This is a genomic window from Trinickia sp. HAY1-2D, assembly GCF_056754935.1.
The window spans coordinates 4,100,405-4,126,015 of record NZ_JBPGWX010000002.1 but is presented as its reverse complement, the minus strand read 5'-3'; the positions used below and the strand labels follow the sequence as shown (position 1 = coordinate 4,126,015).

Below are 25,611 nucleotides of genomic sequence, written 5' to 3'. Positions count from 1 at the left end.
ACCTGTCAAGCGGGACGTCCCGCTCGGAGCGCTCTCGCGCGGAACAGATGCGGGCGCTCAGAGAATTTGCAACAGCAGCCCCTTCAGGTATTCGCCCTCCGGAAACGAAGCCAGCAGCGGGTGATCGAGGCCGGTGCCGAGCCGCTTGAGGATGCGGGCATCCACCCGCGCGTCGGACGCGGCGCCAGCGACGATCTTCTGAAACAGCTCAGCATCGATCGCGCCCGAGCACGAGTAGGTGAAAAGCAGGCCGCCCGGACGCAGCAGCCGGAAACCGGAGAGGTTGATGTCCTTGTACGCGCGCGCCGCCCGGTCGACATGCTCGCGGGCGGGAGCGAACTTCGGCGGATCGAGCACGACGAGGTCGAAGCGCTCGCCTTCGTCGGCCAGACGCCGCAGCGTGCGAAACGCGTCGGCGTCGAGCCACTCGGCGCGTGCGGCGTCGAAGCCGTTCGCCTCAACGTTTGCGCGTGCGAGCGCGAGCGCCTCGCCCGACGAATCGATCGATACGACACGCCGTGCGCCGCCCTTCAGTGCGGCCAGAGAAAAGCCGCCCGTATAGCAAAAACAGTTGAGCACGTCGCGCTCGGCGGAGTACTCCTGCACGAGCGCTCGGCTCTCGCGCTGATCGATGTAAAAGCCCGTCTTGTGGCCGTTGCGGACATCGACGCGATAGCGCACGCCGTTTTCGTCGACGATGAGCGTATCGGCGGGCGCAGCGCCGGCGAGGACACCCGTCGTCTGCGCGAGCCCTTCTTTTTCGCGGATCGAGACGTCGGAACGCTCGTAGACGTTGGGGCAGCCCGTTGCGCCCGTGAGAGCGGCGACGATCGCATCTTTCCACGCCTCCACGCCGGCCGCCATGAACTGGCAGACGAGCTGGCCATGTGCTGCGGCCTCGTCGCCGGGCAGCGGCAGGCGGCTTGCCCGCGTAGCGAGCGTCGGGTTTGGATCTGCCGGCGCTGGGCCGCCGGCCATTGCCAGATCGGGAACGTAATAGTCGACGATGAGGCCGGGCAGGCCGTCCGCTTCGCCGAAGACGAGCCTGACGGCGCCGGTGTCAGGTACGAACGATCGGCGATGCGCGAGCGCTTGCTGGACGCGGCGCTTGAAAAAGGCGTGATCGATCGGTTCGGCTTCGTCGAAACTCCAGGCGCGCAGGCGGATCTGCGAGTGTGGACTGTAGGCGGCGCGCGCGAGAAAGCGTCCGTCGTGCGCGCGTACGACGACAGTCGCACCCGAGGCGGGTTTGCCGTCGATCCGCTCGATGGCGTTCGCGTACACCCACGGATGACGGCGCAGCAGCGATTTTTCCTTCGACGGTTTGAGCGTTACGGTATTCATGCGGTATGAGAAACGAGTTATCGCTGCCGGTTCGGCTGAACCGGCAGGTGAGCCGGGGATCGGGTGTCGACCCGAGCCTCCGCGGCCCATTGCGATCGATTGCAACTAGTCGCGCTTTTTCGCGCGAGGATGCGCTGTGTCATAGACCTGCGCGAGATGCTGAAAATCGAGCGAGGTGTAGATCTGTGTCGCCGCCACGCTCGCATGGCCGAGCAACTCCTGCACGGCACGCAGGTCGCCGCTCGATTGCAGCAGATGCGTTGCAAACGAGTGCCGCAGGACGTGCGGATGGACGTTCGCCGGAATCCCCGCGGTACGGGCGGCGCGCTTGATGCGCTCGCGTACGACGTTCGGCGACATACGCGCGCCACGCACCGAAAGAAACAGCGGGTGCGGGTCGTGCCTGACGAACTGCTCGCGCACCGCGAGCCAGGCCTCGAGCGCCTCGATGGCCTTTTTGCCGACGGGTACCGTGCGCTGCCGCTTGCCTTTGCCGAGAACCGTCACTTCAGCGGTATCGAGAGCGAGCCAGCCCGCCGAACGATATCCATCGCCCTCGGCGAACCCGGCATCGAGCCCAACCAGTTCGGCCAAGCGCAATCCCGACGAATAAAAGAGCTCGAGGATCGCATGGTCGCGCAGCCCTTCGCCGCTTTCGGGCGAGGCGGCTTCCATCAGCGCGTTGGCGTCGTCGACGGACAGCGCTTTGGGCAGGCGCTTCGGCTGTTTCGGCGCACGTACCGTGGCTACCGGGTTGGCCGGCAAGTCGATGCGTTCCGCGAGCCATCGGTAAAACGCGCGCCAGGCCGACAGCCGATGCGCGATCGAGCGCGCGGACAAGCCGCCGCTATGCGCGCGTGCGACTGCCGAACGGATATCCGTAGCCGAAAGGCTCGCAAGCGGGCGGCCGTTGGCGAGCGCGGTCAAGCCCTGAAGCTCGTGCGTATAGCTGCGCAGCGTGTGCTCGGACAGGCGCCGTCCATGAGCGAGGCTCGCAAGGTAGGCGGCGATCAGGTCCGTATCGGCCGGCTGCATGGCGTTTCGCGGGGATGGTCTGGATGCGGCCGGCAGCCGGCTCAGCGGGCAAGCAGGCGGCTCGTCGCGGCACTCGCGAGCGTGCCGATCTGCATGAGGAAGTCCGTCGCCATGCCTTCGTGAAAGCGGCGCGGATCGGGCGAGCCCATGACGAGCAGGCCGAAGGCGGGCGCGCTTTCATCGGCCTGCGGATCGCGCAGCGCAAGCAGCACGACCGACTGGATGCCGCCTGCTTCGCCCGGGGCCGTGCAGGCTTCCTCGGCCGAAGCGGGGGCGCTCGGCTGCGCGCCCGCGCCCAGCCACTGGGCGGCTTCGAAACCGGTGTTCGCTCCGCAGTACGGGGCGCCCAGGCTGTTGGCGAAGATGCGGACTTCTTCGCCGACCTGACGGGCGAACTCGGCCTGCGCGTAGACATCGGCCACGTCCCAGAGGCGCAAGGCCGCGTGCGGAACGTCGAAGACCTCGGTGAGCCCATGCGTGACGGTACGCGGCAGTGCGTGGGGATCGCGCTCGGCGATGACGCGTGCGGTCCAATGGTTGAACTTCGCGGCGATGCTGTCGTTCTCGTGCCCGTAGCGCAGCAACTCGGCCAGGCGCCTTTCGAGCAGCTTGTTCTTTTCGCGCAGCATTTCCATCTGCCGCTCTTGCAGCGACACGGCGGCTTTGCCATGCGGGTTCGCGAGTCGCACCGCGGCGAGCAGCTCGGCGTGTTGCACGAAAAATTCGGGATTGGCGAGCAGGTATTCGGCGACTTCGCGATCGTTCATGGTGTGAGCGTTTTTTGGCGGATAAGTGAGCGGCAAGCGCGCGGACGGTGGGGCGGGTTCTCAGTCGGCCAATTCGATCTCGCCGCGAAAGACGGTCACGGCCGGGCCGGCCATCGTCAGCGCGGACGTTTCATCGCGCGCTCCGTCCCAGGCGATGGTCAGCGTGCCGCCGTGCGTGCGCACGAGGACCGGCGAGTCGAGCCGATGGCGCCGAATGCCGGCGGCAACCGCTGCGCAAGCACCCGTGCCGCAGGCGAGCGTCTCCCCGGCGCCGCGCTCGAACACGCGCAACGCGATTTCATGGCGCGAGACGATCTGCATGAAGCCGGCGTTGACGCGCTGCGGGAAGCGCGCGTGCCGTTCCAGCGCGGGACCGACCGACGAAACAGGGTAGGCCTCGACGTCGTCGACGATCGTCACGGCGTGTGGGTTGCCCATGGAGACCACTGAGACTTCGAGCGGCTCGCCGGCCGCCTCGAGCGGCCAGAGCGCGTCGGCACCCTCGGTGCGCGCGGCGAGGCCTTGGGTATCGAACGGCACGCGCGCCGGATCGAAGACGGGGCGACCCATGTCGACGACGACTTCGCCGTTGTCCTGCATCGTCAACGTGATCATTCCGCCGTGTACTTCGACGCGCACGCTGCGCTTGTCGGTGAGTCCGGCGTCGCGCACGAACTTGACGAAGCAGCGCGCGCCGTTGCCGCAATGTTCGACCTCACCGCCGTCGCAATTGAAGATGCGATATTTGAAATCGGCCTCGGCCGCGCTCGGCCGCTCGACGAGCAGCAGCTGATCGGCGCCGACGCCGAAATGGCGATCGGCCAGCGCGCGCACCTGTTCGCTCGTCAGCGAGAGCGGGCGGCTGTAGCCGTCGAGCACGACGAAGTCGTTGCCCGCACCCTGCATCTTGGTGAATTGAAGTCTCATGATGGGCGTTATTGTAAGCGACGCGCGGCGCGTATCGGGCGACGCCCGGTCAGTAGACGCTCGGCATGCCGGGCGGACGCGTCTTGAAGCGTTTGTGAACCCAGTAGTATTGCTCCGGCATCCGCGGAATCTGTTGTTCGAGAAAAGCGTTCATGCGGCGCGCGTCGATGTCGTCGTCGCCGCTCGGGTAGTCCTGCCACGGCTCGAAGACCTTGAGCCGGTAGCCCTTGTAGTTCGGCAGCACTTCGCCGATGAACGGCACTACCTGGGCGTGGCCGACCTTGGCGAAGCGGCCGACGGCGGTCAGCGTGCAGGCCGGCACCCCGAAAAACGGCACGAAGGTCGAATTGCGCAGGCCGTAATCCATGTCGGCGCCGAGCATGACCGGTTTGCGGTCGCGCAGCCAGCGCAGCACCACGCGGGCGCTGTCGGCCCGGCTTGCCATATCGGCGCCGAAGCGCCCGCGCGCCGCTTTGGCGACGGCCTCGAGTTCGGGGTTCGACATCGGCTGATAGAGCGAGCCGCAACGGCGCCCGAGTGCGTGGTTGAGGAAGATCGAGCCCGCCTCGATGCCGACGAAGTGCAAGCCGAGAAAGAGCGTGGGCGGCAGATCGGGATCGGTCAGATCGACGGCGCTGTCGACTTGCACGAGCTTTTCGAGCTTGCTTTGCGAGCCGAACCATTGAACGCTGCGCTCGACGTAGCTGCGGATCGCATGGCGGAAATGCTGCTGTGCGATCTGTGCGCGCTTTTCGTCGCTCCACTGCGGAAAGCAGAGCGACAGATTCGTGTGAACGATACGGCGGCGCCGGCTCGGGACCTGATAGAGCAGCCAGCCGAGCCCGTCGCCGAAGCGCGCGACGAGGCCATAAGGCAGAATCGCGAGGAACTTGAGCAAGCCGATGGCGAACTTCGTGCCGATGCGGCTCAACATACGCGTGCTCCGGTCGGCAGCGGGCGCGGCGCATGTCGCGCCGGCGCGAGTGGCGGCATGGTGCCCGATACGAACGACGGGACCGGTGTAAGCGCGCAATGCGGCAAACAGGGGGCACAAGACACGGCAGTTCACTCTGTGACAGGAACGAGAAGTCGCTATAATACGGACTTCGCCGAGTTAATAGACAACTTGCGGGGCGAAGCCGCAGGGGGCACGTAAAGGCCCACTCGCGGTAAGGGAAATCCGCTAAAGCGTCGCCGCTTCAGGCTCCCGGAGCTGGCTACGTGAAATCGACAACCGTAACCAATGGAGTCTGCAACGTGGCAAACGACTACCTCTTCACGTCCGAATCCGTTTCCGAAGGCCATCCCGACAAGGTCGCCGATCAAATTTCGGACGCGATCCTCGACGCCATCTTCACGCAGGACAAATACTCCCGCGTTGCCGCCGAAACGCTCTGCAATACGGGTCTCGTCGTACTGGCCGGCGAAATCACGACGACGGCCAATGTGGATTACATTCAAGTCGCGCGCGATACGATCAAACGTATCGGCTACGACAACACGGACTACGGCATCGATTATCGCGGCTGCGCGGTGCTGGTTGCCTATGACAAGCAATCTCCCGATATCGCGCAGGGCGTCGATCGCGCGCACGATGACAACCTCGATCAAGGCGCAGGCGACCAAGGTCTGATGTTCGGCTATGCGTGCGACGAAACGCCCGAGCTGATGCCGTTGCCGATCCACTTGTCGCACCGTCTCGTCGAGCGTCAGGCGAGCCTGCGCCGCGATGGCCGCTTGCCGTGGCTGCGCCCCGATGCGAAGTCGCAGGTCACGGTGCGCTATGTCGACGGCAAGGCCCATTCGATCGACACCGTCGTGCTTTCGACGCAGCATGCGCCCGATATCGATTTGTCGATGCTGCGCGAAGCGGTCATCGAAGAAGTGATCAAGCCGACGCTGCCTGCCGAGCTCATCAAGGGCGACATCAAGTTCCTCGTGAATCCGACCGGCCGGTTCGTGATCGGCGGCCCGCAAGGGGACTGCGGTCTCACGGGCCGCAAGATCATCGTCGATACCTATGGCGGCGCGGCGCCCCACGGTGGCGGCGCGTTCTCCGGCAAGGATCCGTCGAAGGTCGACCGCTCGGCGGCGTACGCCGGCCGGTACGTGGCGAAGAACATCGTGGCGGCCGGGCTGGCCTCGCGCTGTCTGATCCAGGTGTCGTACGCCATCGGCGTGGCGCAGCCGACTTCGGTGATGGTCAATACGTTCGGCACGGGCCGCGTGTCCGATGCGACGATCACGCAACTCGTGCGCGAGCATTTCGATCTGCGTCCGAAGGGCATCATTCAGATGCTCGATTTGCTGCGCCCCATCTACGAAAAGACGGCGGCTTACGGTCACTTCGGCCGTGAGGAACCCGAATTCACGTGGGAAAGCACGGACAAAGCGCTCGCGCTTGCGCAGGCGGCCGGAACGGAGGCTGTCGCGGCTGTGGCGTAACGCATTGCGATCATGCGCGGTGTGAAAAAAACCCCGACTTCAGGTCGGGGTTTTTATTGGCACGTCGGTGACGTATATGCCCCGTCAGCGAAGCGGGCCGCCCGCCTGGGCTTTACGCCGCATGTCTGCGGTAAAGCGCCAGCGAGCCGGCAAGACCGATCAGCATCCCACCGCAGGCGCGTTCGAGCCAACGGGCGCCAGAGCGCTTGAGCAGGCTAATGGCGCGCGCACCGAGCAACGCATAGCCGAACATGATCGCCAGATCGAGGGCCGCGAAAGTGATTGCGAGCGCAACATACTGCGGCGCGAGCGGTGCAGAGGGCGTGATGAACTGCGGCAAGAAAGCGGAAAAGAACAGATAGCCCTTCGGATTCGTCACGGCTGTCAGAAAGCTCTTGAGGAAGATCGCACGATTGCGCTGACGTCCACCGGACGCTTGCTCGTCATCGAGCTCGAACGCACCCCTCGACATCAGCAGGCGCGCGCCGACGTAGGCGAGATACGCCGCGCCGACCCATTTGACGACCGAAAACCAGAATGTCGAGGCCGCGAGCAATGCGCCGAGGCCGATCGCCACCGCCGAAATGAGGACGAAGTCTGACGCGACGGCGCCGGCGAAACCGTAGGCCGCACGGCGAAGCCCGTACCGCGAGCCGTTCGTGAGTGCGAGCAACACCGTGGGGCCGGGAGTGGCAATGCCGACAAAGGCGACAGCGGCGAAAACGGCCAGTGTGGTCTCGTGCATGGAGCAGACGCCTCGCGAGGTGGGAGCGAGTCAGTATAGGGTGCGCGGCGCCAGGTGCGGCACGAACATACGGCAGTCGCGGGAGACCGCCGCGGCCCCGACTACGAAAAAGGGCGAGCGCATGAAGACGGCAGCATCGGCCGTCTTGGCCGACGATCAATCCCGGTCGGGCGCGCCGAGCGGAAACAACGATCGATAGGGCCGCGCCTCATCGACGGCGCGCGCAAACGAGGGGCGCGCGAGCAACCGCTTGCGGTATGCGATGACGTGCGAAAACGACGGATCGATCCGGTGCGACCAATCCGCGTAAAAGAGAAACGGTGCGGCCGCGCAATCGGCAAGGCTGAACATGTCGCCGGCGGCCCACTGTCGCTCGGCCATGACTTTATCGAGCCACGCATAGGCCGTCTCGAGCATCTCCCTGGCTTCTTTCACCCCATACGTATCGTGCATGCCGTCGGGACGCCTCGCATCGGCGACGATCTGCTGCTGCGGTCTGGAAATGTAATTGTCGAAGAAGCGATCCATGCTGCGTACCTCCAGTGCGGCCTGCGGATCGGTGGGCAGGAGTTGGATGGGCCCGGGGTGATTCAGCGCGAGATATTCGATGATGATCGTCGACTCTTTCAGGACGCGCGTGCCGTCCATCAGTAGCGGAAAGCGCTTGATTGGCCAAAGCGCCGCGAACTGAGCGAGCACCTCGGGGTTTTCCCGCGAGAGCTGCCGCCATTCGAACGGCGTGTGGTTCTCGTAGAGTGCGACCAGGACTTTTTGCGAGTAGGAAGAAAACGGGTGCGCGTACAGAATCAATGACATTCGGAGCCTCGTTCGTCGAATGAGCAGCGGGGATTTCGCCGGAACGGCTCGTTGCCGTTCAGCTTGACGACGAACGAGCCCGTTCGAAATCGACACCTGATGCGCCTGATTGTCGCGGCGACGTTCGCGAGATCGTCACTCCCGCGAACGACGCTAATCCCAGCAATTGCGAAAAGCGACGGCGACGATGACAGGCACCGTAAGAACGAGCGGGATGGCGAAGTAAGGCACTTCCCGGTCGACGATCCAGCTATAGACAAGCCAGGCGATGCCGAGGCCGAGCGTCGCGAAGCCGACGAGGAACGTCAGCGCCGTGAGCATCCGCTTCGACGGGCGCTTGTGCGGATGAGGATCGGGGCTGCCCCGAGATGGCGTGTTCATGCCGACATTAAACCGCTATCGCGGCCGGCATGCCAGCCCTGCCGCCGGAACGGGGTCAGGCGACGGATGGGTGCATCCGGTTCGATACGCTCGGTGACAGCCGATTCAACGCGCGGCGAACGCGAACCATCCGGCGCTGGGCGCGAGCCTGCGCGGCCGCCGACTCGTCGCCTGGTGTACGAAGCGCGCTTGCGCTGCTTGCACACGGCGCACGGCCGGCTTCACGAGGAGCGCCCGCAGCGAGAAGCGCCGCGCGGCACGACGCGTGCGCAGCACGGCGACCAGGGCCCGCAGCCAGGACCGCAGCAAGCCGGTCGGCGCCTGATGATCGAAAGAGCGGACGCTGCGGCGTGCGCGCACGGCGTGATGGCGCAGCGCGCGAACGACGCCGCGCCGCGCGGGGCGTGCGGCTTTGAGCGCGGCATGCTTGAGGCGGATGGCGATTCGTCTGTGCATGGGAACCGAAACGGAAACGGTGTCGCGATCGACGGGAGGCGCTGCGCTTGACGCAGCAACCATGCCATCGCGAAACGGAGAGGCAAAACCGGGAGGAAGAGCCGCACCTGCGCGCGTGCGCGGCGGGCATTGTAGGACTATCGACATGGGTGGCAGCCTACACGCGAATCGTGACGTGCGTAAGTCGGGGTCGACCCGAGCGCATTCATGCACAATGGCGGTGCGCCGGCACGCGTGCCGTGCACGCTCCGGCGCTTTAAAATAAATCGTTTCCGACCAACCGCCATCGGCGAACGGACCGTTTCATGTCAGAGCATTCGAAAAAAGAACAGGTGCAGGCGCTGCGCGAACGCGGTTTCGTGGTCGTGCCGGGCTTGGTATCGCCCGAGCGGTGCGCCGCCATCAAGGCCCGCGCGCAGCAACAATTGCGGGAAGCCGCGCAGCCGGTCGAATACGAGGCCGACCTGCGCTATCCCGGCGCGCCCGAGTCCAAACACGCGCCGGGCGGCCATACGGTCCGGCGGCTGCTCGATGCGTATGCGCGCGATGCGCTGATGCGCGAATGGGCGAGTTCGCCCGAGATCCGGGGCTGGATGGAGCTGTACTTCGGCGAGACGCCGCACCTGTCGCGCGCCCATCACAACTGCATGATGACGAAGCATCCGGCGTACGGCAGCCTGACCGGATGGCATCGCGACGCGCGCTACTGGTCGTTCGAGCGCGACGATCTCGTTTCGACGTGGCTTGCGCTCGGTCCCGAATTCGTCGAGAACGGCGCGCTCTGGCTCGTACCCGGCTCGCATGCCATGACTTTCACGTCGGACCGTTTCGACGCGGCGAAATTCTTCCGTGCCGACTTACCCGAAAACAAGTCGATCATCGACACGGCCGTCTGCCCCGAACTGCAGACCGGCGATGTCGTCTTCTTTCACTGCAACACGCTGCATTCGGCCGGTCGCAACCAGACCGACGAGGTCAAGTTCTCGCTCGTTTTCACTTACCATGGCGCGAGCAACGTACCGTTGCCGGGCACGCGTTCGGCTTCGAAACCAGAGATCGTACTGTAGTGCCGGCGGGCGGGCGAATCAGCTTTTGCGGCCCGGGCCCGTCGATATGAGCCCGATGAGACCCGCGAGCGTCGCCACGATGCCGCCGGCAATGAGCCATATCGTCTTGTTCGTCGGGGCGCCCGTGAACATGCGCGACATGTCGTTGGCGAGAGAATGGAACGATTGCCCGCCGAAATAGAGCAGTATGACGCCGCCCGCAAGTAACGCAATCGAGATCGCTTTGATCATGGAGAAGTTTCCGTCATTGGCACGCTAACGGCGCAGTGTATGAAAGTTGCACCGTCGATGTCCACCCGGCGCGCATCCGGCTGCCGATTTTTCGCTGCGCAATCGCGAGGGATCGGCAGCACCGCATCGTCATTTGTCGACCCGCATGAAAGGAATTCCAATGGGCTATGAAGCTGCTTCGCAACGCTATTCGGACATGCAGTACCGCACTTGTGGCAAGTCAGGCTTGAAGCTGCCGGCCTTGTCACTTGGCCTATGGCACAACTTCGGCGATACGACGCCGCTATCGACGCAGCGCGAAATCCTGCGCACCGCGTTCGACCTCGGCATCACGCATTTCGATCTGGCCAATAACTACGGCCCGCCCTACGGCACCGCCGAGACCAACTTCGGGCGGCTTTTCAGGGACGACTTCCGCCCTTATCGCGACGAATTGCTGATTTCGAGCAAGGCCGGCTGGGACATGTGGCCGGGACCGTATGGCCAGGGCGGGGGCTCGCGCAAATATGTGCTGGCCAGCCTCGATCAGAGCCTCGCGCGAATGGGTCTCGACTATGTCGATATCTTCTATTCGCATCGCTTCGATGCCGATACGCCGCTCGAGGAGACGGCCGGCGCGCTGGCGAGCGCAGTGCAGCAAGGCAAGGCGCTCTATGTCGGCATTTCGTCGTATTCGGCTGCAAAAACGCGCGAAATGGCCCGGTTGCTCGGTGAGTACAAAGTACCGCTGCTGATTCACCAGCCGGCTTACAACATGCTCAACCGCTGGATCGAGCACGAACTGCTCGATGCGCTGGAGGAGACTGGAACCGGTTGCATCGCCTTCACGCCGCTGGCGCAGGGAGTGCTGACTTCCAAATATCTAAATGGCATCCCGGCCGACGCGCGCATCAACAAGCCGGGTGGCGGTTCGCTGCAGCAAGGCCATTTGAGCCCGCAGAACATCGATCACGTGCGCAAACTCAACGCGATCGCCGAGCGGCGCGGCCAGAGTCTGGCGCAAATGGCGCTGGCCTGGGCGCTGCGCGATGGGCGCGTCACTTCCGTGCTGATCGGCGCGAGCCGGGCCGAGCAGGTGCGCGAGAACGTCGGGGCGCTCGCGCAACTCGCGTTTTCGGCCGAAGAACTCGCCGAAATCGATCGCTATGCGACAGAGGGTGGGATCAACCTCTGGGAAAAGCCCTCGACGGATCAGCCGATCCGCTAGGGCGGCGTCCGCCCGCGCTGCCGCACGCCGCTACACCAGCGCGGGCAACCCTTCCACGAGCGCGACCGCGAACACGACGCCGAGCAGTGCGCCGAACACGCGTAGCACGTTGTGCAGGAACTTCGAGGAGGTCGGCAGAGCGCCGAGAAACAGCGCGCCCGCGAGCGCCATCGGGATCATGAGAATGAAGTCGCTGACCGTGAACGTCGCCATGCCCGTCTCCTTGTCCGCAGCCCGCAGCAGGTTCGCTGCCGGTGCAAGCTGTAATCGTCGCGCCGGCGAAAACCCGGCGCGTTATTGATCGAGTATAGGAGATGGCGCCGCCCTTGGCGGTTATATCCTGGGCTGCGTCATATACGCGAAGGGCTGGGTCTTAGGACCTGCGAAGAGGCCCTTACGTGCCGTTTCAACCGTCGACGCCAGGGGCGGCGGGGCGGGCCTTCGCGGCGGCGGGTTCGCCGGGCGCGGGTGGATCGCCGCGTTGTCGGTGCTGGACTTCGGGCAGCGGCTGGACCGGCGCTGCATCGGACACCTTGGCGGTGGTCGATGTCGGCTTGACGTAATCGGGCCCGTGCGCGCACCCGCCGAGGGCCAGTATCGCAGCGCCGGACACGGCGGCAATCGCGTAGGGCAGCAACGTGTTCATCGATGATCTCCTTGTTCCGAGCGCTCGAGCGGGGGCACGCTCGCGCTCCGTGGAAAACGCGCGTCTCGGATCACGCGCAAAGCCGCCCCCGGCTACAGCACCAATCGTACCCCGGGCACGCGCCGCCGGCAGGCCGAATTCGACAGTACTTTGTAAGGATGATCGCGGGAAGTGACGGCAGATAGCCCGTTACATTCTGCTTTGCACTGCGGCCGGTTCCGGCAACAATGCCTGCATGTGCCAAGGTGTCATCGAATGTGCGTTTTGCCCCGCCATACGGTTGTCTGCCGGCTCGGGCGCGTTGTCTTCGCGCATCTTCATCATCCACCACTGACACGGGGGAAACATCATGCAAGTCGGTTCGATCGTCAGGTCCGTGCATATCGCCGTGCCCACGGGCGCGCGCGGCATCGTCATGCGCATACTCGGCGATATGGCGATGGTCGTCTGGTACGCCGGTGAACCCGGCGCATCGCTGCAACTGAGCACCGAGCCTTTTTTCCTCGAAGATCTCATCGATACGGGCGAACTCGTCGCCCGTCCGGCTGGCGCGCTCGTCCACTGACGGCGGCCGCCGTCTGACAGCCGCCGTCTGACAGCCAACGCCGGCCCCAACAGGCGGGCCGTGGGGCGATGCCGCTTCGCCACACTGCGTGGATGCCGTACGCGTGCCGTTGCGGCACAATGCCGGCATGAACGATCATTTTCCCGATGGACCTGGCATGGACGATCAGTCGTCCACGCACCCCTTTACGCGACTCACGCCCGAGTGCGTGCTCGATGCGCTCGATACGGTGCTCGCGCCGACCGGTGTGCGCACCGATGGGCGGCTGCTGCCGCTGAACAGCTACGAAAACCGCGTCTATCAGGTCGGCGTCGAAGACGGCCCGCCGGTCATCGCCAAGTTTTATCGGCCCGAGCGCTGGTCCGACGAGGCGATTCTCGAAGAGCACGCCTTCGTCGCCGAGCTCGTCGAGCACGAGATTCCCGCTGTGCCGGCCCGTATCGTCGAATCGCGTACCTTGCATACATTCGACGGTTTTCGCTTTGCCGTCTTCGAGCGGCGAGGCGGGCGCGCGCCCGATCTCGACCGCCGCGACACGCTCGAATGGATGGGGCGCTTCATCGGGCGCATTCATGCGGTGGGCCGGCGCGTGCCCTACGCCGTGCGTCCGACGCTCGACATCGCGTCGTTCGGCCGCGAGCCGCGCGATTACCTGCTGGCTCACGGCTTCATTCCGGCCGAGCTGCGCGACGCCTATGCCGCGGCGGCTGCGATGGCGCTCGATGCGGTCGAGCGCGCGTTCGAGGCGGCCGGCGAGGTGGCGCACCTTCGGCTGCACGGCGACTGCCATGCGAGCAATGTTCTATGGACCGATTCCGGCCCACACTTCGTCGATTTCGACGATTCCCGCATGGGCCCGGCGGTGCAGGACCTCTGGCTGCTATTGCCGGGCGGACGAGCCGATGCGTCAGCCGCGTTGACCGATCTGCTTGCCGGGTACGAGGACTTCTGCGACTTCGAGCCGCGCGAGCTCCATCTGGTGGAAGCGCTGCGCACGCTGCGACTCATCCATTACGCGGCGTGGCTCGCGCGTCGGTGGGACGACCCGGCGTTTCCGGCCGCGTTTCCGTGGTTCAACACGCAGCGTTATTGGGAAGCGCGCGTGCTCGAACTGCGTGAGCAAATCGGCGCGATGCAGGAAGGGCCGCTCTGGCCGGTCTGAGCATCTATTGGAATTGGAATCGGAATCGCCACGGTCAGAGTTTCAGCATCGTGGCGATGATGGCCCGAAAGCGCAGCCCGTACGGGGGCAGCAGCAGCGATCGCGCGTTTACGCGCGCCTGCACGAACACCGGCTTGAGCGTCGAGAAAGTCACGAATCCTTCATAACCGTGATACGCGCCCATTCCGCTCGCGCCCACGCCGCCGAAAGGCAGTCCCTCGCATGCGATATGCAGCAGTGTCTCGTTGACCGAAACGCCGCCTGAGACGGTATGGCGCAGTACGCGCTCGACGTTCGAACGATCGTCGTCGAACAGATAGAGCGCAAGCGGGCGCTCGCGGCCATTGACGTAACGAATCGCCTCGTCGAGCGTGTCGTAAGGCACGAGCGGCAGCAGCGGGCCGAAGATTTCTTCGCGCATGGCGGCGGTGTGCTCGGGCGCGTTCGTGATGACGCACGGTACAAAAACGCGGCGGGCCGCATCGTTGGGCGCGTCGGACAGCGGATGGAGCTGGGCGCCTGCCCGAACGGCCTCATCGGCCATGCGCATGAGCCGCGCATAATGCCGTTCGGCCACGATCGACGTGTAATCGCGATTGCCGCCTAGATCGGGGTACAGCTTGGCCACGCGGGCGCGGGCGCGCTCGATGAAGGCGGCCACGCGCTCGCGCGGCAACAGCACGTAGTCGGGCGCGATGCAGGTCTGGCCCGCGTTGAGCGTCTTGCCCGCGACGATACTGTCCACCGCGGCGTCGAAGCGGGCGTGCGGGCCGATGATCGCGGGCGATTTGCCGCCCAGTTCGAGCGTGACCGGCGTGAGATTGCCCGCCGCGGCGCGCATGACCTCGCGGCCCACCGCCGTGGAGCCCGTGAACAGCAGATGATCGAATGCAAGTCCGCAAAACGCCGCGCCGACCGCCGCGTCGCCGGTCACGACGCTCACATGGTCGCGGGCGAACGTCTGTGCAATCAAACGCGCGAACAGCGCGGACGTGCGTGGCGCAAGTTCCGGCATCTTCACCATCGCGCGGTTGCCGGCCGCCAGCGCGCAGACGAGCGGGCCGATGGAAAGCAGCAGCGGGTAGTTCCACGGCGCGACGATGCCGACGACGCCGAGCGGCTGCGGCATCACTTTCGCGCGCGCGGGCCTCAGCCAGATGCCGGTCGCGCGGCGGCGCGCGCGCATCCACCGCTTGCCGTGCCGAAGCGCCGCATCGATTTCGTTTTTGATGAGCCAGACCTCGGAGAGCAGGACTTCGGCCTTCGCACGTTGGCCGAAATCCGCGTCGACGGCCGCCGCCAGTGCGTCGCGGTGATCGAGCAGCATCGCGCGCAACGCTTTCAGATGCGCGGCGCGCTGCGCCCAGTCGGGGTACGGCGTGCGCAGGAAGGCCGCACGCTGAGCATGCAGCAAGTCGCCGAGCGCTGCATCGTCGGGTAAATCGTTGTTCATGGCGTCGTCGCTCCCTGTGTCGATCCAACGCGCGTTCGGCGCTCGCTCAATGCTCGAATGCGCGCGCGATGACGGCCGAGTGGTCGAATGACGCCGGCAACGTTCCATAGACGCGGCCACACCGGCCGGCACCCTGCCCGAGCCGAGTTGCAATGAAGGCGTCGGCACTCGCGGCAGGCGCCGCCTCGAGCATCGACACAGCTTGCGCGCACAGGACGATGTGCTGCGCGAGCCGGCGCGCCAGCACTTCGCGCGCGTCCGGGGGGCCACCGAGCAAGGCCTCGAGTTCGGCGAGGGCGGTGCTGAGCACGGCGTGTCCGTCAGCATTCCGTCGCCATTGCGCCAGTAGCGCTTGCATGCCGGGCGGATCGCGTTCGATCGCGCGCAGCACATCCAGGCACATCACGTTGCCCGATCCTTCCCAGATCGAATTGACCGGTGCCTCGCGGTAAAAGCGCGCCATCGGGCTCTCTTCGACATAGCCGTTGCCGCCGAGTACTTCCATTGCCTCGCCGGTGAACTCGAGGGCGCGCTTGCATACCCAGAACTTGGCCGCGGGCGTGACGATGCGCCGCCAGGCACGCTCGGCATCGCTGTCGGCCCCGAGTTCGCCCGCATCGGCGGCGAGGTGTGCGTCGAACGCGCGGGCAAGCCTCATGAAGAGCAGCGTCGCCGCCTCCGATTCGAGCGCGAGATCGGCCAGCACATTGCGCATCAGCGGCTGTTCGGCGAGCCGCTTGCCGAATGCCATCCGGTGACGGGCGTGGTGGATGGCCTGCACGAGCGCCGCGCGCATCAGTGCGGCACTGCCGATCACGCAGTCGAGCCGCGTGTAGTTCGCCATCTCGATGATCGTCGGTACACCCCTGCCCGGCTCGCCGATCATGATGCCGAACGCATCCAGGAATTCCACTTCGCTGCTCGCGTTCGAGCGATTGCCGAGCTTGTCCTTGAGCCGCTGTATCTGGATTGCGTTGCGCGTGCCGTCGGGGGCGAAGCGCGGCATGTAGAAACACGAGAGTCCTTCGTCGCCGTCGGCGCGCGCTAAAACGAGATGCGCGTCGGATTGCGGCACCGAGAAAAACCACTTATGCCCCACGAGCCGGTAGGCGTTGCCGCGCCCTCCCCGATCCAGTGCGAACGCCCTCGTGCGATTGGAGCGAACGTCCGAGCCGCCTTGCTTTTCCGTCATGCCCATGCCAACCAGCATCGAGCGCTTCTCGTCGAGCGTCGCGTCGCGCGGATCGTGCTCGCGCGAATAAAGCTTGTCGGCCAGCGCCGCGAAGAGCGCCGGCTCGCGGCGCAATACCGGAATACTCGCGAACGTCATCGTCAACGGGCACAGCGAACCCGATTCGAGCTGGGCGTGCAGGAAGTAGCCAGCGCATCGCGCGACCATGGCGCCGGGGCGCGGCTCGGAAAACGGCAGCGCGTGCAGGCCCTCTTCGCGCAGCAATTCGAGCAGCCGGTGCCAACTGGGATGGAATTCGAGTGTGTCGATGCGCTCGCCGCGCGGGCTGTATGTAAAGAGTTCGGGGGCGTGGCGATTGGCGAGGTCGGCCAGCGCCAGAATCTCGCGCCTGCCGATGCGTGCACCATCGCGCACGAGCGCCTCGGCGTGCCAGTGCGCGCCTTCGCGATCGACGGCCGCGGCGAGTACCGGGTCGCTCGCAAAGAGGTTATAGCCTTCGAGCGGCGGCGTTTGATTCGTGACTTCGTGGGTGCTCTGCGGTTTCATCCGAGTTTGCTCCGAGAAACCTGGGACTTTCGTCCGAGGAGGACACTACAGCCGCCCGCTGCCCGTTCTGGCGGTCGCTGCGCTTGGCGGCTGCGACGCTTCCTGCGGCGCCGCGGGCGTCGTCGGTGCATCGCACCTGCATCATAGGTTCTGAATGGGCCGAACGATTAGAGGAAGGGCTCGCGACAACGATCGAACGCCTCATGCCGGCTGTCAATCGAGCGCACCGCCGATGACGACGAACTCACGCCCCGCACGGCTCACCAAACATCCGGACTGCCGGCCGCCTTGCCGGTGCGCGCATAGACGAAATCGTCGCCCGGCTGGCCTGGCAGCGTTTGCCGCGCCACCTCCAGCCACGCACGGGCGGCATGCGAGAGATAGCCGTTGCGCCGCCAGCCGATTGCCATCTCCCAGGGGATTTCGGGCTCGCCCAGCGGGCGGCAGGTGAAGTGTGCCGGATCGAGACGGTCGCAGTACGGGGCGGGCAGCAACGCGATGCCGAGCCCCGCATGCACGAGCGCCGCCATGAAGTCCCAATGGCTGCTGCGCGCGACGATCGTCGGAGCGAAGCCCGATTGCCGGCACGCACGCGTAACGACATCGTTCAGCGCGAGGCTCTCGCCGTAAAAGACGAACGGTTCTTCGGCAAGGTCGGCGAGCCCGACGCGCTCCACGTTGTCCCAGCGTGTGCCGGTGCGCGCCACGAGCCACAGCAGCTGCCGCGACATCGGGAGCACGTCGAAAAGCTCGGCGTCGACGGGCAGCAGCAAGCCGCCAAGCTCCAGCTCGCCCGCCGCGAGCGCGGCTTCGATGCCGCGCGAGCCTTGCTCGAAGAGCTTCAGCTCGATTTTCGGATAGCGACGCTTGAATTCGGCGATGGCCGGCGTAAAGAGCGAGCCGCCCATCGGCGGAATGCCGACGGTGAGTTCGCCGCGCCCCAGCGTGCCGATATCGTCGAGCTCGGCCTGTAGCCGCGTGTGCGCGGCCAATACGTCCTGGCCGCGCTGGAACACGATGCGGCCTTCGTCGGTGAGCACCATTTGCCGGCCTTCGCGCAACAGGAGCGGCGCACCGACCTCTTCTTCGAGAGCCTTCACCATCTTGCTGATGGTCGGCTGTGTGACGAAAAGACGCTCGGCTGCGAGCGTGAAGCTCTGCTGCCGCACGACTTCGACGAAATAACGCAGCGCGCGCAATTCCATGGCCTGTGCCCTCCAGCGCCGTGCGGGGCGAGGCCGCCCCGGGTCGATGTTGTTCCAAATTGGAATGGATCGGATGATTTTAAGTCATTTTATTTATGGGCGCGAGCTGACTACACTTGGTTCATGAAGTCAATAGGGAGTTCTGCCATGACCGTCAAGCGCATCGGGAATCTCGCGCAAATCGTCGCGCAAAGCGCGCTGCTGGCCGCACTCTGGTTCATCGCCGACCAAGCCGCACGGCGCTTGAGCCTGCCGGTGCCGGGCAGCGTGGTCGGCTTGGCGACGTTGCTGGCACTGCTGCTCACCGGTGGCATCGCGCCGAAGTGGGTGAAGGCGGGGGCGGACTGGCTGCTTTCGAACATGCTGCTTTTCTTTATTCCGGCGGCCGTCGCGGTCGTCCAGTACGGCGGGCTTTTCAAGTCCGACGGCTGGCGGCTCGCGCTCGTGGTGGTGGCCGGCACGTTGACCGTCATGGTTGCAGTGGCCTTCACCGTCGATCAGGCCGCGCGTCTCGAACGCCGGCTGGCCATGCGGCATGCGCGCGTCGCGCGCGGCTGATGGCTCGCCCGCGCGCTTTCCACGCGTCGGATCGCCTCACCTGAACGGAACATGACCATGCTTGCCTCGATGTTGTCATCGCCGGTGTCCGCTTTCGGTCCGCAAGCCATCGCGGCCGTCTGCTTCGCGCTGACGATCGCGCTCTATGCCGCGGGCAAGCGGCTCTATGCGCGATTTTCGCGCCCGTGGCTGACGCCGCTCGTCGTGGTGCCCGCGTTGCTCGCGACGCTCGTGGTCATCGCCCACATTCCCTATGCCGTGTACTTTGCCGATACGCGCTGGCTCATGTGGCTACTCGGGCCGGCGACAGTCGCATTCGCCGTGCCGATCTACGAATACCGCGAACTGATGAAGCGCCATTGGCTCTCGCTCGCGGCGGGCGTGTCCGTCGGCATCGTCGTAGCCGTGAGCGGCTCGTTCGCGTTGGCCAAGCTCCTGCACCTGGCCCCGGACGTCGCGCGCAGTCTGCTTACGCGTTCGGTATCGACACCGTTCGCGCTCGCCGTGTCCGATGAAATCCATGCGCCCCGGCAATTGACGGCGCTGTTCGTCATCGCCACGGGCGTGTGCGGCATGCTGCTCGGCGAGTTCGTCCTGGCGCTCATGCCGCTGCGCACGCGGCTCGCCCGCGGTGCGCTCTTCGGCGCGGCGGCCCATGCGGTCGGCACCGCAAAGGCGCGCGAGCTCGGCAGCGAGGAGGGCGTGATCGCAAGCCTCACGATGATGATCGCGGGTGTCGTCATGGTCCTGATTGCACCGGTGATCGGCTCGCTGCTCGGCAGCGCGTTCGGGTAACACGCGCCGCGGTTGGGGCCAGCGCCGGCGCGGCGCCCTCAGTGACCGAATGCCGGAGAAAAGCCCGCCCATACTTCGTCGTTGGGCAGCAGGCGCCGCTGGGCTTTGATCTGACGGCTGATCGGCAGATCGTGCAAAGGCGCTTTCGGCGGCAGGCAGGCCTCGTTGCGCTTGCGCTCGACCTGCGGATCGTGTCGCGCGTTGATCCGCGGCACTTCACACGTGAGATCCGCCACGGGGATGCGCCCTGCGTTACGCACGCCGAGCGTAAGAGGGTCTCGCGATGCGTCGCAGTTCAAGTCGGTCAACTCGTGCTGTCCCTGGAAGTAGATCCACCAGCGCCCTTGCTCGTATTTGAGGAATGCGAAACCACGTCGTTCGGTGCGGACCTGTCCCATTCCAAACCGATCCCCGCAGACGTGTCCATAGTCACCGAACGTCATCGCCGCGGCGAGGCCGAGCCGCTGCGGCGTGCTGTCGTGGCGCCGGTAATACTCCGGCTGCAAACGCGCGCTTCCGCCTTGTACGTGATAGACGCGATACGCGTCGTTGCCGATCTGGTCCACCAGCAGCGAGCAACCGCTGAAGTCGGGTGTGAAGACGAAGCACTTTTCCTCAGGCGCCTTGGGGATGTCGCAATAGCCGCCTTGCGGCACCCAGTAGCCGGGGAGTATTTCGTCGGAGCGGCTGCCCGCTCCCCAATAGCCGAGGTGGACGGTCGGTCCTTTGATGGTCGACGGTATCCGCAAATCGAAACCAGTCCCGTGGGGGCCGCCTGCCTGAATCGCCTTCGCGGAGATCGCCATCTGGCTGATGAACCCTCGCGTAGCCTTGCGAAATTGGCTGTTCAATCCGAATGACACGGGTATCCCTTTTTTGACGAGAACATCCGGGCACTATCCGGAACGGCTGCAAGAGCGGCAACGAGAAAACTCTCGTTTATCCGACTGCGGGATCGCAAGCCTCGGCAGCATGCGATGCCGGGACCGTTGCGCGCGTGTTTTTGCTACAATTCCCCCCGTTTCCGAGGAGCGTTGCGACGGCTTTGCCCGCCAGGCTCGGAAACTTCAATCGGACCCCGCATGAAACGCGCGGCGGTTCCATCGAACGGCGCTCACGTCTATTTCTAGAACTCATTTAGAAAGGAGGGCGTGATGAACGCCGCAGTTATCGAATCGAATCACTCGCAGGATTTCGTTGTCGCCGATCTCTCGCTTGCGGACTGGGGCCGCAAGGAGCTCAACATCGCCGAGACCGAAATGCCCGGGCTCATGCAAATCCGCGAAGAATACAAAGCCGCGCAGCCGCTCAAGGGCGCGCGCATCGCGGGCTCGCTGCATATGACGATTCAGACGGCCGTGCTGATCGAGACGCTCGAGGCGCTCGGCGCCGAGGTGCGCTGGGCTTCGTGCAACATCTTTTCGACGCAGGACCACGCCGCCGCGGCTATCGCCAAGGGCGGCAAGCCGGTCTTCGCGTTCAAGGGCGAATCGCTCGACGAGTACTGGGAATTCTCGCACCGTATCTTCGAATGGCCGAACGGCGAATTCGCCAACATGATTCTCGATGACGGCGGCGATGCCACGCTGCTGCTCATCCTTGGTTCGAAGGCGGAGAAGGATCGCAGCGCGATCGCCAAGCCGACGAACGAAGAGGAAACGGCGCTGTTCAAATCGATCGAACGCCATCTCGCCATCGATCCGACGTGGTATTCGAAGCGCCTCTCGCAGATCCGCGGCGTGACCGAGGAAACCACGACGGGCGTGCACCGCCTCTATCAGATGGAAAAGGACGGCCGCCTGCCGTTCCCGGCCATCAACGTCAACGATTCGGTGACGAAGTCGAAGTTCGACAACCTCTATGGCTGCCGCGAATCGCTCGTCGACGGCATCAAGCGCGCGACCGACGTCATGATCGCCGGCAAGGTCGCGGTCGTGGCGGGCTACGGCGACGTCGGCAAGGGCTGCGCGCAATCGCTGCGCGGGCTCGGCGCAACGGTCTGGGTCACGGAAATCGATCCGATCTGCGCGCTGCAGGCCGCGATGGAAGGCTATCGTGTCGTGACGATGGAGTACGCGGCCGACAAGGCCGACATCTTCGTCACGGCCACGGGCAACTATCACGTCATCACGCACGCGCATATGAAGGCGATGCGTCACAACGCCATCGTCTGCAATATCGGTCACTTCGATTCGGAGATCGACGTTGCTTCCACGCGCCAGTACACGTGGGAAAACATCAAGCCGCAAGTCGATCACATCGTGTTCCCCGACGGCAAGCGCATCATTTTGCTGGCCGAAGGCCGCCTCGTGAATCTCGGCTGTGCAACGGGCCACCCCTCGTTCGTCATGTCCAACTCGTTCGCCAACCAGACGCTCGCGCAAATCGAGCTGTTCACGCGCGGCGCCGAGTATGCGAACAAGGTCTACGTGCTGCCGAAGCATCTCGACGAGAAGGTCGCGCGTTTGCACCTTGCGCGAATCGGCGTGCAGCTGACCGAGCTCACGAACGATCAGGCGAGCTACATCGGCGTCGACAAGAACGGTCCGTTCAAGCCGAATCACTACCGTTATTGAACGGTCGGCTCCGCGCCGGCGCGTATGGCATGCTTGCGCGGAACGCGCCGGCCGACGGCCGCCCGTTGCCAGCCTTGGCCGGCGGCGGGCCTCGCCTTGCGTCCGGCGGCGACCTCGAACCGATACCGAACCGAAACGAAACCGAAAGGAGTCCTGAGATGACCGTGCTGCTGACCTGGCTGATCAATGCGCTCGCGCTCTTGATCATCACCTACCTGGTGCCGTCGATCCATATTCGCAGCTTCGGTACAGCGCTCATCGTCGCGCTCGTGCTCGGGCTCATCAATGCCGTGCTTCGTCCCGTGCTGATTCTGCTCACGCTGCCCGTGACGATCGTTACGCTCGGGGTCTTCATTCTCGTCGTCAACGCGCTTTGCTTCTGGCTCGCGGCGTCGCTACTGAAAGGCTTCGAAGTGTCGGGATTCTGGTCGGCGTTTTTCGGCTCGATTCTGTACAGCATCGTGTCGTGGTTGCTGTCGGCCCTCATATTCGGCAATCGCAGCCTAGGCTGATTGCCGTTCTTCTGTCGCACCATGGCCACCATCGAAATCTCTTTCGAATTTTTCCCGCCAAAGACACCCGACGGCGTCGAGAAGCTACGCGCCACCGCCGCGCAACTCGCGCGGCTCGCGCCGAAGTTCGTCTCGGTCACGTTCGGGGCCGGCGGTTCGACCCAGCAAGGGACGCTCGATACCGTCCTCGAACTGGCGCGCGACGGGCTCGAAGCCGCGCCTCATTTGTCGTGCATCGGCTCGTCGAAGCAGAGCCTGCGCGACATTCTCGAGCGCTATCGCAGTCACGGCATTCGCCATATCGTCGCATTGCGCGGCGATTTGCCTTCGGGCATGGGTGAGGTCGGCGAGCTGCGCTATGCGTCCGAGCTCGTCGCCTTCATTCGCGCCGAATACGGCGATTGGTTTCGCATCGAAGTCGCGGGCTATCCCGAATATCATCCGCAGTCGCGCTCGCCGCAAAAAGACCTCGAGAACTTTGCACGCAAGGTGAAGGCGGGGGCCAACTCGGCGATCACGCAGTACTTCTACAACGCGGACGCCTATTTCCGCTTCGTCGAAGATGTGCGTAAGCTCGGCGTCGATGTGCCGATCGTGCCCGGCATCATGCCGATCACGAACTACACGCAACTGATGCGCTTTTCCGATATGTGCGGTGCGGAAGTGCCGCGCTGGATCGCGCGCCGGCTCGAAAGCTTCGGCGACGATCGCGAGTCGATTCGCGCGTTCGGGCTCGATGTCGTCACCCGGCTTTGCGAGCGCCTCGTAAAAGCAGGTGCACCGGGGCTGCATTTCTATACGCTCAATGGAGCCGCGGCAACGAAGGCGATTTGCGAGCGGTTGGGCTGAACGCCCGCCGGCCGCCGAATCCGTCGAGCAGTCCCGGCGCCGGCGGGTACCGATGCTGCGGGGATGTCTTCCCCCGCAGCCGGAACGGCTTACATTTCGAGCGATTGCGCGCTGGCGTTTTTCAGCGGGAATGCCGTGATGACCATTCCATTCTGACCGAGCACGATCCGCACGTTCCTGATGGCGAAAAGACGTTGGCCCTGTCGGAACGTGAAGTACTCGAACGTGCGTACGACGTTGCCGTTGCGTGAGCGCGTCTGCCTGAACTGGGCGAATGGATCGGTCAAGGCGGCCATGATCACCTGTGTCAGCACATCGCGCCCGCTTACCGAGAGCCCCGGCAGACGAGTCTGCCAGTCATCCCGGTGCCCCGCGTCGTCCCCACCGCCTGCGCCGGGTGCCCAGATGTGCTCGATTCCATATTTGAACCGGACATTGCCGCGCAGCGTGGGATCGTTGATGTAGATCAGGCCGAGATTGTCGCCGGTCGGCGCGCGATCTCGGGCGATTGCTGTCGTGAATTGGGCGAAATGATCGCCGGCCATGCCTGGAGGCAGGCTTCTGCCCGTGTTGCGGAATTCCCGGACGAGTCGCGTGAATCCCGGCGTGCCGCGCAGATGGAAACGGTCGCTATCGTCGACATGCGGCGGCAGGGCCACGGTCGGGCCGGTCTCCCCGAGCTGCCTCTTCGCTTTTTTGACGCAAAGCGTGAATTCGTCGTCCGCGCCGTTTTTCACCTCGTCCGAGCCATCGTCTTTCTGCTTGATGACGCAGCTCGCCTTGACGACTTTTTCCTTCTTGTTCTTCTTCTTTTTGATCGTTTCGTTGACGTTTGCCGCGGCATCGGAAACGCGCACGATCGCCTTGGCCGCGTTGAGCGCCTGCTCGGCCCGGTTCAGATCGGCGTTGAGCCATCGATCGAGTTCGGCGTTGCCGGTGCGCAGCGTACCCGTGCCCTGTTGATCGGGCGCGAACATGCGAGCGATGCTGGCAAGCAACTCGTCGACTTCCAGCGGGGTGAGCTCGCCAATGGCCGCAACCGCGCGCCGGTCTTCGTCCGTGCACGGCTGCTCGCCCTCTCCGGCGAGGTGGTTGGAATTGCAAAACTGGACGCCCATCGCGGCGTCGAATGCATCGGTGTAACCGAGCTCTCTCGGCTCGAGCGCGGAGGCCTCGAAAACGGTTGGCTCGGGCAGGCGTGGGATGTCCTGCGGATCGGTCACTTCCACGAGCGGCAGCGGCGCGGCAATGTCCTCGTTGGGATGGGGATCGAATGAGCACAGATCCGCGCGGCCGAAGTAAACGTCCAGCGACAACGGCAGCATGAGATTGCTCATGTCGAAGATGACGTTGTTCAGGCATCGCTTGTCGCGCCGGCGTCCGCCCGAATCGGCGCGCAGATCGAGCGTTCGCTGTTCGATGAAGGGCAGGCGGCTGGTAGAGGTGCGCAGCGGATGGAGCACGTCGTCCTGGTGCCGGCGTACGAGCCCCGCACGCAACGGTGCTTGCCGCCAATGCGACCAGTTGCTTTCATCCACCGAGAGCGCAATGTCATTGGCCAGCGTTCGCCCGGTGATAACGTGCATGCCTTGCACGGTGGCCTCGTTGACGGTGAGAAGCAAGTTGCCTTTGCCGTTGGACGACGATGTGTCGTCGAGACGGGGAACGACATACAGCGTCACGATGAAATGCGTCGCGCGGGAAGAGCTGACGTTCACTGTCTGCGCCCACCGGCGCGTGTCGTCTCGCCAGGTCGATCCTCTGTCGGTCCGCAGGAAGGGATTTTTGGATTTCGAAAGGGAGGGGCCGCCATAGACCACGTACAAAGCGTGATTGTAGAACTCGACGATGAACTGGGTCGATTCGTCCTGTGATGCTATGGCGACATCGCCAGCTCTCGGCACCAGCATGCGAATGGCTCGCAGGTGGCTCGCCCCGACGCCCGGCGTGTCAGGAGCGGAGGACACCGGGCGCGAACCCTTAAATTGAGGAAACGTGTTGGCATCGACTTGTTGAAGGATGCCTACGCCGTTCGAGCGCGTTTCGCTTCGCATGCGGTAGTCGCCTGAATCGGCGAGCGCGTCGAGCGAAACGACCGATGTGGTCGCTAGCAGCAATGCCAAGGGGATCG

At 64.7% G+C, this 25,611-nt stretch carries 27 protein-coding genes, 2 pseudogenes and 1 riboswitch; of the genes and pseudogenes, 10 read left to right on the top strand and 19 right to left on the bottom strand.

What is annotated here, in order from left to right; all coding sequences use genetic code 11:
* Positions 1-57: 57 nt before the first annotated feature.
* The 6 genes and pseudogenes from ACR9ZC_RS26185 to ACR9ZC_RS26160 all read right to left on the bottom strand — a co-directional run.
* Positions 58-888: pseudogene (locus ACR9ZC_RS26185) on the bottom strand (class I SAM-dependent rRNA methyltransferase); the annotation flags it as partial.
* Positions 889-990: 102 nt separating this feature from the next.
* Positions 991-1,344 (bottom strand): annotated as a pseudogene (locus ACR9ZC_RS26180) (23S rRNA (cytosine(1962)-C(5))-methyltransferase RlmI); the annotation flags it as partial.
* A 105-nt stretch (positions 1,345-1,449) separates the two neighbouring features.
* The gene (xerC, locus tag ACR9ZC_RS26175; protein WP_481582489.1) at positions 1,450-2,379 is read right to left on the bottom strand and encodes a tyrosine recombinase XerC; all 930 of its coding nucleotides are present in this window, start codon (positions 2,377-2,379) and stop codon (positions 1,450-1,452) included.
* A 41-nt stretch (positions 2,380-2,420) separates the two neighbouring features.
* Positions 2,421-3,146 carry a DUF484 family protein gene (locus ACR9ZC_RS26170; RefSeq protein WP_481582488.1) on the bottom strand — a complete coding sequence of 242 codons (726 nt, stop codon included), beginning with the start codon at positions 3,144-3,146 and terminating at the stop codon, positions 2,421-2,423.
* A 60-nt stretch (positions 3,147-3,206) separates the two neighbouring features.
* Positions 3,207-4,073 (bottom strand): diaminopimelate epimerase, encoded by an 867-nt coding sequence (gene dapF, locus ACR9ZC_RS26165; RefSeq protein WP_481582487.1) that lies wholly within the window; start codon positions 4,071-4,073, stop codon positions 3,207-3,209.
* Between the two features lie 49 nt (positions 4,074-4,122).
* On the bottom strand, positions 4,123-5,007 hold the full coding sequence (locus tag ACR9ZC_RS26160) for a lipid A biosynthesis lauroyl acyltransferase (protein WP_481582486.1): 885 nt from the start codon (positions 5,005-5,007) through the stop codon (positions 4,123-4,125).
* Positions 5,008-5,330: 323 nt separating this feature from the next.
* On the opposite strand from ACR9ZC_RS26160, the gene metK reads away from it, so the two are divergent.
* Positions 5,331-6,518 (top strand): methionine adenosyltransferase, encoded by a 1,188-nt coding sequence (gene metK, locus ACR9ZC_RS26155; protein WP_481582485.1) that lies wholly within the window; start codon positions 5,331-5,333, stop codon positions 6,516-6,518.
* 112 nt (positions 6,519-6,630) lie between these two features.
* Here metK and ACR9ZC_RS26150 read toward each other — a convergent pair whose 3' ends face one another.
* The 4 genes from ACR9ZC_RS26150 to ACR9ZC_RS26135 all read right to left on the bottom strand — a co-directional run bounded on the left by ACR9ZC_RS26150 (position 6,631) and on the right by ACR9ZC_RS26135 (position 8,916).
* Positions 6,631-7,263 (bottom strand): LysE family translocator, encoded by a 633-nt coding sequence (locus ACR9ZC_RS26150; RefSeq protein WP_481582484.1) that lies wholly within the window; start codon positions 7,261-7,263, stop codon positions 6,631-6,633.
* A 156-nt stretch (positions 7,264-7,419) separates the two neighbouring features.
* Entirely contained in the window at positions 7,420-8,079 is a 660-nt protein-coding gene (locus ACR9ZC_RS26145; RefSeq protein ID WP_481582483.1) for a glutathione S-transferase family protein, read from the bottom strand.
* Positions 8,080-8,232: 153 nt separating this feature from the next.
* Entirely contained in the window at positions 8,233-8,460 is a 228-nt protein-coding gene (locus ACR9ZC_RS26140; protein WP_173255746.1) for a hypothetical protein, read from the bottom strand.
* Positions 8,461-8,565: 105 nt separating this feature from the next.
* Positions 8,566-8,916, bottom strand: a complete 351-nt coding sequence (locus ACR9ZC_RS26135; RefSeq protein ID WP_481582482.1) for a hypothetical protein — start codon at positions 8,914-8,916, stop codon at positions 8,566-8,568.
* Positions 8,917-9,221: 305 nt separating this feature from the next.
* Between ACR9ZC_RS26135 and ACR9ZC_RS26130 the strand changes: the two genes are divergently transcribed.
* Positions 9,222-9,983 carry a phytanoyl-CoA dioxygenase family protein gene (locus ACR9ZC_RS26130; protein ID WP_440562012.1) on the top strand — a complete coding sequence of 254 codons (762 nt, stop codon included), beginning with the start codon at positions 9,222-9,224 and terminating at the stop codon, positions 9,981-9,983.
* Positions 9,984-10,001: 18 nt separating this feature from the next.
* Here the strand turns inward: ACR9ZC_RS26130 and ACR9ZC_RS26125 are convergent, their stop codons facing one another.
* On the bottom strand, positions 10,002-10,214 hold the full coding sequence (locus ACR9ZC_RS26125) for a DUF3185 family protein (protein WP_481582481.1): 213 nt from the start codon (positions 10,212-10,214) through the stop codon (positions 10,002-10,004).
* 160 nt (positions 10,215-10,374) lie between these two features.
* Between ACR9ZC_RS26125 and mgrA the strand changes: the two genes are divergently transcribed.
* Complete coding sequence (gene mgrA, locus ACR9ZC_RS26120) at positions 10,375-11,421, top strand: L-glyceraldehyde 3-phosphate reductase (protein WP_481582480.1); 1,047 nt, start codon at positions 10,375-10,377, stop codon at positions 11,419-11,421.
* Between the two features lie 30 nt (positions 11,422-11,451).
* Here the strand turns inward: mgrA and ACR9ZC_RS26115 are convergent, their stop codons facing one another.
* The 3 genes from ACR9ZC_RS26115 to ACR9ZC_RS26105 form a co-directional block, all read right to left on the bottom strand.
* Positions 11,452-11,634 carry a hypothetical protein gene (locus ACR9ZC_RS26115; RefSeq protein ID WP_440562020.1) on the bottom strand — a complete coding sequence of 61 codons (183 nt, stop codon included), beginning with the start codon at positions 11,632-11,634 and terminating at the stop codon, positions 11,452-11,454.
* A 193-nt stretch (positions 11,635-11,827) separates the two neighbouring features.
* The gene (locus ACR9ZC_RS26110; RefSeq protein WP_481582479.1) at positions 11,828-12,067 is read right to left on the bottom strand and encodes a hypothetical protein; all 240 of its coding nucleotides are present in this window, start codon (positions 12,065-12,067) and stop codon (positions 11,828-11,830) included.
* Between the two features lie 189 nt (positions 12,068-12,256).
* The gene (locus ACR9ZC_RS26105; protein WP_481582478.1) at positions 12,257-12,418 is read right to left on the bottom strand and encodes a hypothetical protein; all 162 of its coding nucleotides are present in this window, start codon (positions 12,416-12,418) and stop codon (positions 12,257-12,259) included.
* Between ACR9ZC_RS26105 and ACR9ZC_RS26100 the strand changes: the two genes are divergently transcribed.
* Complete coding sequence (locus ACR9ZC_RS26100; protein ID WP_173255814.1) at positions 12,417-12,632, top strand: hypothetical protein; 216 nt, start codon at positions 12,417-12,419, stop codon at positions 12,630-12,632. The genes ACR9ZC_RS26105 and ACR9ZC_RS26100 overlap by 2 nt on opposite strands.
* Before the next feature lie 127 nt (positions 12,633-12,759).
* Positions 12,760-13,794, top strand: coding sequence for a serine/threonine protein kinase (locus ACR9ZC_RS26095; protein ID WP_440562026.1), 1,035 nt, complete (start codon positions 12,760-12,762; stop codon positions 13,792-13,794).
* 34 nt (positions 13,795-13,828) lie between these two features.
* On the opposite strand, the gene ACR9ZC_RS26090 is transcribed toward ACR9ZC_RS26095, so the two are convergent.
* From ACR9ZC_RS26090 to ACR9ZC_RS26080, 3 genes are all read right to left on the bottom strand, one after another.
* Positions 13,829-15,247, bottom strand: a complete 1,419-nt coding sequence (locus ACR9ZC_RS26090) for a coniferyl aldehyde dehydrogenase (RefSeq protein ID WP_481582477.1) — start codon at positions 15,245-15,247, stop codon at positions 13,829-13,831.
* 46 nt (positions 15,248-15,293) lie between these two features.
* Positions 15,294-16,985 (bottom strand): isovaleryl-CoA dehydrogenase, encoded by a 1,692-nt coding sequence (locus ACR9ZC_RS26085; RefSeq protein ID WP_481582476.1) that lies wholly within the window; start codon positions 16,983-16,985, stop codon positions 15,294-15,296.
* A 260-nt stretch (positions 16,986-17,245) separates the two neighbouring features.
* Entirely contained in the window at positions 17,246-18,190 is a 945-nt protein-coding gene (locus ACR9ZC_RS26080) for a LysR family transcriptional regulator (RefSeq protein WP_440558936.1), read from the bottom strand.
* A gap of 147 nt (positions 18,191-18,337) precedes the next feature.
* Here ACR9ZC_RS26080 and ACR9ZC_RS26075 point away from each other — a divergent pair, with 147 nt between their 5' ends.
* A complete protein-coding gene (locus tag ACR9ZC_RS26075; RefSeq protein WP_481582475.1) occupies positions 18,338-18,748 on the top strand; it encodes a CidA/LrgA family protein in 411 nt (136 codons plus the stop codon).
* 57 nt (positions 18,749-18,805) lie between these two features.
* Positions 18,806-19,543: an LrgB family protein gene (locus ACR9ZC_RS26070; RefSeq protein WP_331567866.1), complete on the top strand. Its 738-nt coding sequence runs from the start codon at positions 18,806-18,808 to the stop codon at positions 19,541-19,543.
* A gap of 38 nt (positions 19,544-19,581) precedes the next feature.
* On the opposite strand, the gene ACR9ZC_RS26065 is transcribed toward ACR9ZC_RS26070, so the two are convergent.
* Positions 19,582-20,406 carry a hypothetical protein gene (locus ACR9ZC_RS26065; RefSeq protein WP_481582474.1) on the bottom strand — a complete coding sequence of 275 codons (825 nt, stop codon included), beginning with the start codon at positions 20,404-20,406 and terminating at the stop codon, positions 19,582-19,584.
* A gap of 157 nt (positions 20,407-20,563) precedes the next feature.
* Positions 20,564-20,666: riboswitch (S-adenosyl-L-homocysteine riboswitch) on the top strand.
* A gap of 31 nt (positions 20,667-20,697) precedes the next feature.
* Between ACR9ZC_RS26065 and ahcY the strand changes: the two genes are divergently transcribed.
* The 3 genes from ahcY (at position 20,698) to metF (ending at position 23,480) form a co-directional block, all read left to right on the top strand.
* A complete protein-coding gene (gene ahcY, locus ACR9ZC_RS26060; RefSeq protein ID WP_481582473.1) occupies positions 20,698-22,119 on the top strand; it encodes an adenosylhomocysteinase in 1,422 nt (473 codons plus the stop codon).
* A gap of 158 nt (positions 22,120-22,277) precedes the next feature.
* Entirely contained in the window at positions 22,278-22,631 is a 354-nt protein-coding gene (locus tag ACR9ZC_RS26055) for a phage holin family protein (RefSeq protein ID WP_173255805.1), read from the top strand.
* A 21-nt stretch (positions 22,632-22,652) separates the two neighbouring features.
* On the top strand, positions 22,653-23,480 hold the full coding sequence (metF, locus tag ACR9ZC_RS26050) for a methylenetetrahydrofolate reductase [NAD(P)H] (protein ID WP_481582472.1): 828 nt from the start codon (positions 22,653-22,655) through the stop codon (positions 23,478-23,480).
* Between the two features lie 89 nt (positions 23,481-23,569).
* On the opposite strand, the gene ACR9ZC_RS26045 is transcribed toward metF, so the two are convergent.
* A complete protein-coding gene (locus tag ACR9ZC_RS26045) occupies positions 23,570-25,603 on the bottom strand; it encodes a hypothetical protein (protein ID WP_481582786.1) in 2,034 nt (677 codons plus the stop codon).
* Between the last annotated feature and the right edge of the window lie 8 nt (positions 25,604-25,611).

What these genes read in the sequence shown, in the direction of transcription:
- ACR9ZC_RS26160 (WP_481582486.1), bottom strand. Translation starts at nt 5,007, where the DNA reads ATGTTGAGCCGCATCGGCACGAAGTTCGCCATCGGCTTGCTCAAGTTC.
- ACR9ZC_RS26110 (WP_481582479.1), bottom strand. Translation starts at nt 12,067, where the DNA reads ATGAACACGTTGCTGCCCTACGCGATTGCCGCCGTGTCCGGCGCTGCG.
- dapF (WP_481582487.1), bottom strand. Translation starts at nt 4,073, where the DNA reads ATGAGACTTCAATTCACCAAGATGCAGGGTGCGGGCAACGACTTCGTC.
- ACR9ZC_RS26140 (WP_173255746.1), bottom strand. Translation starts at nt 8,460, where the DNA reads ATGAACACGCCATCTCGGGGCAGCCCCGATCCTCATCCGCACAAGCGC.
- ahcY (WP_481582473.1), top strand. Translation starts at nt 20,698, where the DNA reads ATGAACGCCGCAGTTATCGAATCGAATCACTCGCAGGATTTCGTTGTC.
- ACR9ZC_RS26105 (WP_481582478.1), bottom strand. Translation starts at nt 12,418, where the DNA reads ATGATGTTTCCCCCGTGTCAGTGGTGGATGATGAAGATGCGCGAAGAC.
- ACR9ZC_RS26130 (WP_440562012.1), top strand. Translation starts at nt 9,222, where the DNA reads ATGTCAGAGCATTCGAAAAAAGAACAGGTGCAGGCGCTGCGCGAACGC.
- ACR9ZC_RS26170 (WP_481582488.1), bottom strand. Translation starts at nt 3,146, where the DNA reads ATGAACGATCGCGAAGTCGCCGAATACCTGCTCGCCAATCCCGAATTT.
- ACR9ZC_RS26115 (WP_440562020.1), bottom strand. Translation starts at nt 11,634, where the DNA reads ATGGCGACGTTCACGGTCAGCGACTTCATTCTCATGATCCCGATGGCG.
- ACR9ZC_RS26055 (WP_173255805.1), top strand. Translation starts at nt 22,278, where the DNA reads ATGACCGTGCTGCTGACCTGGCTGATCAATGCGCTCGCGCTCTTGATC.
- ACR9ZC_RS26125 (WP_481582481.1), bottom strand. Translation starts at nt 10,214, where the DNA reads ATGATCAAAGCGATCTCGATTGCGTTACTTGCGGGCGGCGTCATACTG.
- ACR9ZC_RS26080 (WP_440558936.1), bottom strand. Translation starts at nt 18,190, where the DNA reads ATGGAATTGCGCGCGCTGCGTTATTTCGTCGAAGTCGTGCGGCAGCAG.
- ACR9ZC_RS26150 (WP_481582484.1), bottom strand. Translation starts at nt 7,263, where the DNA reads ATGCACGAGACCACACTGGCCGTTTTCGCCGCTGTCGCCTTTGTCGGC.
- mgrA (WP_481582480.1), top strand. Translation starts at nt 10,375, where the DNA reads ATGGGCTATGAAGCTGCTTCGCAACGCTATTCGGACATGCAGTACCGC.
- metF (WP_481582472.1), top strand. Translation starts at nt 22,653, where the DNA reads ATGGCCACCATCGAAATCTCTTTCGAATTTTTCCCGCCAAAGACACCC.
- ACR9ZC_RS26090 (WP_481582477.1), bottom strand. Translation starts at nt 15,247, where the DNA reads ATGAACAACGATTTACCCGACGATGCAGCGCTCGGCGACTTGCTGCAT.
- xerC (WP_481582489.1), bottom strand. Translation starts at nt 2,379, where the DNA reads ATGCAGCCGGCCGATACGGACCTGATCGCCGCCTACCTTGCGAGCCTC.
- ACR9ZC_RS26070 (WP_331567866.1), top strand. Translation starts at nt 18,806, where the DNA reads ATGCTTGCCTCGATGTTGTCATCGCCGGTGTCCGCTTTCGGTCCGCAA.
- ACR9ZC_RS26095 (WP_440562026.1), top strand. Translation starts at nt 12,760, where the DNA reads ATGAACGATCATTTTCCCGATGGACCTGGCATGGACGATCAGTCGTCC.
- ACR9ZC_RS26100 (WP_173255814.1), top strand. Translation starts at nt 12,417, where the DNA reads ATGCAAGTCGGTTCGATCGTCAGGTCCGTGCATATCGCCGTGCCCACG.
- ACR9ZC_RS26135 (WP_481582482.1), bottom strand. Translation starts at nt 8,916, where the DNA reads ATGCACAGACGAATCGCCATCCGCCTCAAGCATGCCGCGCTCAAAGCC.
- ACR9ZC_RS26075 (WP_481582475.1), top strand. Translation starts at nt 18,338, where the DNA reads ATGACCGTCAAGCGCATCGGGAATCTCGCGCAAATCGTCGCGCAAAGC.
- ACR9ZC_RS26145 (WP_481582483.1), bottom strand. Translation starts at nt 8,079, where the DNA reads ATGTCATTGATTCTGTACGCGCACCCGTTTTCTTCCTACTCGCAAAAA.
- ACR9ZC_RS26085 (WP_481582476.1), bottom strand. Translation starts at nt 16,985, where the DNA reads ATGAAACCGCAGAGCACCCACGAAGTCACGAATCAAACGCCGCCGCTC.